The sequence below is a fragment of the Exiguobacterium sp. s89 genome (assembly GCF_018617735.1).
Lineage (GTDB): Bacteria > Bacillota > Bacilli > Exiguobacteriales > Exiguobacteriaceae > Exiguobacterium > Exiguobacterium marinum.
Genome location: NZ_JACSKS010000008.1, coordinates 47,362 through 53,494, shown reverse-complemented (window position 1 = coordinate 53,494; position 6,133 = coordinate 47,362). Strand labels below are relative to the sequence as shown.

The 6,133-nt window shown below is 47.5% G+C and carries 5 protein-coding genes; all 5 read left to right on the top strand.

Features of this window, described 5'->3' with window-relative positions:
• Window positions 1–201 precede the first annotated feature (201 nt).
• From KNO96_RS13835 to radA, 5 genes are read left to right on the top strand one after another with little or no spacing between them, the layout of a single operon-like run.
• Window positions 202–678, top strand: a complete 477-nt coding sequence (locus tag KNO96_RS13835; protein WP_026824805.1) for a CtsR family transcriptional regulator — start codon at window positions 202–204, stop codon at window positions 676–678.
• Between the two features lie 5 nt (window positions 679–683).
• Entirely contained in the window at window positions 684–1,118 is a 435-nt protein-coding gene (locus KNO96_RS13830) for a UvrB/UvrC motif-containing protein (protein ID WP_026824806.1), read from the top strand.
• A complete protein-coding gene (locus KNO96_RS13825; RefSeq protein ID WP_026824807.1) occupies window positions 1,118–2,161 on the top strand; it encodes a protein arginine kinase in 1,044 nt (347 codons plus the stop codon). The genes KNO96_RS13830 and KNO96_RS13825 overlap by 1 nt, the downstream gene beginning before the upstream one ends.
• Before the next feature lie 24 nt (window positions 2,162–2,185).
• Window positions 2,186–4,621: an ATP-dependent Clp protease ATP-binding subunit gene (locus KNO96_RS13820; protein WP_214704397.1), complete on the top strand. Its 2,436-nt coding sequence runs from the start codon at window positions 2,186–2,188 to the stop codon at window positions 4,619–4,621.
• A 57-nt stretch (window positions 4,622–4,678) separates the two neighbouring features.
• Window positions 4,679–6,055 carry a DNA repair protein RadA gene (gene radA / locus KNO96_RS13815; RefSeq protein WP_026824809.1) on the top strand — a complete coding sequence of 459 codons (1,377 nt, stop codon included), beginning with the start codon at window positions 4,679–4,681 and terminating at the stop codon, window positions 6,053–6,055.
• The last annotated feature ends 78 nt before the right edge of the window (window positions 6,056–6,133 follow it).

Below are 6,133 nucleotides of genomic sequence, written 5' to 3'. Positions count from 1 at the left end.
CGCCGAAAGTAGTTGGGGGATCTCCCCCTGTGAGGATAGGACGTTGCCAGGCAACAACGCAGAGGACGACCGAGCATACGCTCGGTCGTCTTTTTGTATATTAGCGATGTTCTCCATGGAGAACATCGCTTTTCATTTGCCTTTTTTTAAATCAATGATAAAATATAGTCAAAAGTCAAAGATGGTCAGAGGGTGGTGGAGATGAGAAATATTTCGGATGTCATTGAACAGTATTTGAAGCAAGTGTTGAAAGAAAGTCAGGCGAATGCGATTGAAATTAAACGTCAAGATATCGCGCAACGATTCGAATGTGTCCCATCCCAAATCAATTATGTCATCAACACACGTTTTACCGTCGAAAAAGGATATTTAGTAGAAAGTAAACGTGGCGGTGGCGGATATATTCGCATTCGTCGCGTCACTTTGCATGAAAAGCAAGATCTCCTTTCTAGTTTGATGGATGTCATTCTTGAGCATCCACGTCTGAATGAACAGCTCGTCGAAAATGTTCTTGTTCGATTAGTGGAAGAACAAATGTTGCACGAGCAAGAAGCTCAGTTGATTTATCATCTCTTATCAGATGAAGCGTTAAACTTACAGGTTGACGATCGCTTCTTTATCCGACGTCAACAGTTACTGGCACTAATGAAAGTACTTCGTTACCGTAATGGAGGATAAGTCGTATGTTATGCGAACGTTGTAAACAGCGACCGGCTGTCAATGAAGTCGTTGTCATGGAACAAGATGTACCTGTGAAAAGACACTTATGTCGACAATGTACGGTAGAACTCATGACGGGTTATGTCCCGGTCGTGAAGCGTTGTCCGACTTGTCAGATGACCCGCCAAGACTTGTTGCGTGTAAGAAAAGCAGGGTGCGCTACGTGTTATACCGTATTCCGGGATGAACTGATAAAAATCACCCGTCAATATCAACAAGGACACGATCGTCATATCGGTTCGATTCCTGACCATCTACGAACACCGTATGAACGGATTGAGGAGCGGCTTGAAAAGTTAGCAGGGGAGTTGACCCGTGCTGTCGAACAAGAAGATTATGAACGGGCAGCACGTATTCAAAAAGAAATGAAGCAATTAGAAGGGCAGGGAGATGGCTAATGGAACCTTTCCTAACACATCCACTCGGTCCAAAAATGAAAGAACGTGCCAAACTTGATGATTTGGTCGTCTCCACAAGAATCCGACTGGCACGTAACGTCAAAGACACCGTGTTTTCACCGGCCCTTTCTAAAGAAGGAGAACGTCAACTTTGCGATCGTTTAGAGGGACGTCTACGCGGGTTGAAGGGATTTGAATATCTTCATATGCGTGATTATGATGAAGTGACACGACAAGCATTAATGGAGAAACATTTGATTAGCCCGGCTGTTGCTACTAATGAAGAAAGTGCGGTCTTCTTAAGTGAAGATGAAACCATCAGTGTACTAATCAACGAGGAAGACCATCTGCGAATTCAAACGTTGCTTCCCGGCTATCAAGTGAAAGCGGCGTTCGAATTAGCGAAACAAGCAGACGCATTATGCGCGGAGTCACTTTCTTATGCTTTTGATGAACAGTTAGGCTATTTGACGACATGTCCAAGCAATATCGGAACAGGACTCCGAGCTTCGGTCATGTTACACTTACCGGGACTCACGCTAACGGGTCGGATTGGTCCGATTTTACGGGAACTTCGAAAACTCGGTTATACGATTCGCGGTCGGTATGGTGAAGGAAGCGATGCAGCCGGACGCTTGTTCCAGCTGTCGAATCAACGGACACTAGGTAGTCATGAATCACAACTGTTGGCTGATTTTATGGAAGTGACAGAACAAGTGATTCAGGCAGAACGGCATGCGCGTGAAGAACTCATTGCGAATCGACAGGAAGAGTTAGAAGATCGATTTTATCGGTCATATGGTATATTACGATATGCTAAATTACTCTCTTCCACCGAAGCAGTTGAACGATTATCTGATTTACATTTAGCAAGTGACCTTGGAATTTTGTCTGATTGGAGCCCGCCGAAGTTTCACGAGTTGATTGTTCGGTTACAATCAGGTTTTCTACAAAAACATTTCGGGAAAACATTATCTACACAAGAGCGGGATCGAGAACGAGCGACACTCGTTCGTCGTACGTTAGATCAAGGCTTAGTTTGATCCAACTATAAGGAGGTTTTGTCAATGATGTTTGGACGATTTACAGAGCGAGCACAGCGCGTATTAGCTTTAGCACAAGAGGAAGCCGTACGTCTTGGCCATCATAATATTGGTACAGAACATATTTTATTAGGATTGGTTCGGGAAGGAGAAGGGATTGCGGCGAAAGCACTCTTCGCACTAGGACTGACATCTGAAAAGATTCAACAAGAAGTCGAGTCATTGATTGGACGTGGTTCTGAGAACGGATCGACGATTCACTACACACCACGTGCGAAAAAAGTCATTGAACTCTCGATGGATGAAGCAAGAAAATTAGGACATTCATACGTCGGAACGGAACACATCCTTCTCGGATTGATTCGTGAGGGGGAAGGTGTCGCAGCGCGCGTCCTCAATAACCTAGGAATCAGTTTGACGAAAGCACGTCAACAAGTACTGCAGCTCCTCGGGAATACCGAGTCTTCTTCAAATGCTTCGCAACCAGGCGCAAGCGCTGCAACACCAACGCTTGATGGGTTGGCACGCGACTTGACGCAACAAGCCAGAGAATCACGTTTAGATCCGGTGATTGGACGCGCAGGTGAGATTCAACGTGTTATCGAAGTCTTGTCTCGTCGGACAAAGAACAACCCGGTTCTTATTGGTGAGCCGGGTGTCGGGAAGACCGCGGTAGTCGAAGGCCTTGCTCAACAAATCATCAACAACGAAGTCCCTGAGACACTTCGTAACAAACGAGTCATGGTACTCGACATGGGTACGCTCGTGGCCGGTACAAAATATCGTGGTGAGTTCGAAGATCGTTTGAAAAAGGTCATGGATGAGATTCGCCAGGCTGGAAACGTCATTCTCTTCATCGATGAATTGCATACATTGATTGGTGCAGGAGGCGCTGAAGGCGCGATTGATGCGTCGAACATCCTCAAACCGTCATTGGCCCGTGGTGAACTTCAATGTATCGGGGCGACAACACTCGACGAGTACCGGAAGTATATTGAGAAAGATGCAGCACTTGAACGACGCTTCCAACCAATTCAAGTGAACGAGCCGACGGCAGAAGAGGCTGAGCAAATCCTTCTCGGTTTACGCGACCGCTATGAGGCACACCACCGTGTAACGATTACAGACACAGCCATTCATGAGGCGGTCGTCCTTTCTGACCGTTATATTTCGGATCGCTTCTTACCGGACAAGGCGATTGACCTCGTCGATGAAGCCGCATCAAAAGTACGACTTCGTTCTTTCACAGCGCCGCCGAACTTGAAAGAGTTGGAATCGCGCCTCGAGTCGATTCGTAAAGAAAAAGACTCTGCTGTTCAAAGCCAAGAGTTTGAAAAAGCAGCGTCCCTTCGCGATACGGAGCAAAAATTACGTGATGAATTAGAAGAATTGAAAGCAGAGTGGCAGAATAAGCAAGGGAACGAAAAACTTGAAGTGACGAAAGAAGATATCGCTCAAGTTGTCGCAAACTGGACAGGAGTACCGGTCACAAAGATTGCCGAAGAAGAGACGGACCGTCTCCTCAAACTCGAATCGATTCTTCACAATCGTGTCATCGGTCAAGACGATGCAGTGAAATCGATTTCTCGTGCTATCCGTCGTGCCCGTGCCGGATTGAAAGATCCGAAACGTCCAATCGGTTCGTTCATCTTCCTCGGACCGACCGGAGTCGGGAAAACCGAGCTCGCCCGCGCAGTTGCCGAAGCGATGTTTGGCGATGAAGATGCGATTATTCGAATCGACATGTCAGAGTACATGGAGAAACATGCGACAAGTCGTCTCGTCGGTTCGCCTCCGGGCTATGTTGGTTACGAAGAAGGTGGTCAATTAACCGAGAAAGTACGCCGGAAACCATATTCGGTCATTCTTCTTGACGAAATTGAGAAAGCACACCCTGAAGTATTTAACATCTTACTTCAAGTGCTAGACGACGGTCGCTTGACGGACTCAAAAGGTCGCACGGTCGACTTCCGAAATACCGTCATCATCATGACGTCAAACGTCGGGGCAGCAGCGCTTCAACGAAATAAATATGTTGGATTCACAGTCGAAGATGATGTGAAACGTGAGTATACGGAAATGAAAGACAAAGTGCTCGAGGAATTGAAAAAAGCGTTCCGACCTGAGTTCTTGAACCGAATTGACGAAATCACAGTCTTCCATTCACTTCAAAAAGAGCACATCCAAGAAATCATCAAACTTATGGCTGAGACACTTAAGAAACGTCTCGCCGAACAGGGTGTTGATTTCAGCATGACAGATGCGGCGCTCGAGAAGATTGCCGATGTCGGCTACGATCCGGAATACGGGGCCCGTCCCCTCCGTCGTGCTCTTCAGCGAGAAGTGGAAGACCGTCTCTCAGAAGCAATGCTCGGCGGTACGATTACCAAAGGTAGTAAAGTTGCGCTCGACGTACAAGATGGAGAGTTTGTCGTTCGTAACGAAGGTGTCGTTCAGTAAATCATTCAGCTCCCTCACTGTTCATGAGGGAGCTTTTTTTAGACAGGAAGGAAGCTTATGGCCAAAATTAAAACGAAATACGTCTGCCAATCGTGTGGATATGAATCAGCGAAGTGGATGGGGCGCTGTCCAGGTTGTAATGAATGGAATACGCTTGTGGAAGAATTTGTGGAAGAAAAGAAAGCCAAACGCGGTGCAGCATTTGTCCATAGTTCGTCTCGACAATTGAAACCGGAACGTCTATCAAACGTCGTCTCACAAGAAGAGACGCGTGTGCACACGAATAGTCGTGAATTTGACCGTGTGCTCGGTGGAGGAATCGTCCCGGGTTCCCTTGTCTTAGTCGGGGGTGACCCAGGAATCGGAAAGTCGACGATTTTGCTACAAGTCAGTGCCCATTTAGCCCATAGCGGCAAAAAAGTGTTATATATTTCGGGTGAGGAGTCGCTCAAACAGACGAAACTGCGCGCGGAACGACTCGGCTTACCGACCGAAGACTTGTTCGTGCTCGCGGAGACAGACATGCTGATGATTGAACGGGTCATCGATGAAGAACAGCCGGGGTTTGTCATCATCGACTCGATTCAGACGGTGTATATGGATGAGATTCAATCTGCTCCGGGCAGTGTGTCACAAGTACGAGAATGTACGGCGGCGCTCATGAAGATTGCGAAGACGCGAGGGATTGCTGTCTTCATTGTCGGACATGTGACGAAACAAGGGTCGATTGCAGGACCGCGCTTACTCGAACACATGGTAGATGCGGTGCTTTACTTTGAAGGCGAACGTCATCATACATTCCGTATTTTGCGGGCGGTGAAAAATCGGTTTGGTTCAACGAATGAAATTGGGATTTTCGAGATGAAAGAGAGTGGGTTAGAAGAAGTCCTCAACCCGTCCGAAATCTTTTTAGAAGAGCGAACCGCAGGGGTATCAGGCTCTACGGTCGTTGCTTCGATGGAAGGGACACGGACGGTGCTCGTCGAACTGCAGGCACTTATCTCCCCTACCTCATTCGGGAACCCGAGACGAATGGCGACGGGAATCGATCAAAATCGGGTCGCGCTTCTCATGGCCGTGCTCGAGAAACGATCCGGTCTTCTGCTTCAAACACAGGATGCTTATTTGAAAGCGGCCGGTGGTGTCAAATTGGATGAACCGGCGATTGACCTTGCGATTTGTATTTCAATCGCCTCTAGTTTTCGCGATCGCCCGACTCGGCCGACGGATGTCTGCATCGGAGAAGTCGGATTGACGGGAGAAGTGCGGCGCGTATCACGAATCGAACAACGTGTTGCCGAGGCGGCAAAGTTAGGGTTTACAAGGGCCATCATCCCGAAAAATAATATGGGTGGATGGACCGCTCCGGCAGGGATTGAGGTGGTCGGTGTCGGAACAGTGGATGAAGCACTCCAGTTGGCGATCCCATTTTGATGGGTCGCCACTGGCAGTTTGTAACGCTTTGTAACGAACGTGATTAAAAAATCGTGTTACAATGAAAGTGTTATTTTT

What these genes read in the sequence shown, in the direction of transcription:
- KNO96_RS13830 (WP_026824806.1), top strand. Translation starts at nt 684, where the DNA reads ATGTTATGCGAACGTTGTAAACAGCGACCGGCTGTCAATGAAGTCGTT.
- KNO96_RS13835 (WP_026824805.1), top strand. Translation starts at nt 202, where the DNA reads ATGAGAAATATTTCGGATGTCATTGAACAGTATTTGAAGCAAGTGTTG.
- KNO96_RS13820 (WP_214704397.1), top strand. Translation starts at nt 2,186, where the DNA reads ATGATGTTTGGACGATTTACAGAGCGAGCACAGCGCGTATTAGCTTTA.
- KNO96_RS13825 (WP_026824807.1), top strand. Translation starts at nt 1,118, where the DNA reads ATGGAACCTTTCCTAACACATCCACTCGGTCCAAAAATGAAAGAACGT.
- radA (WP_026824809.1), top strand. Translation starts at nt 4,679, where the DNA reads ATGGCCAAAATTAAAACGAAATACGTCTGCCAATCGTGTGGATATGAA.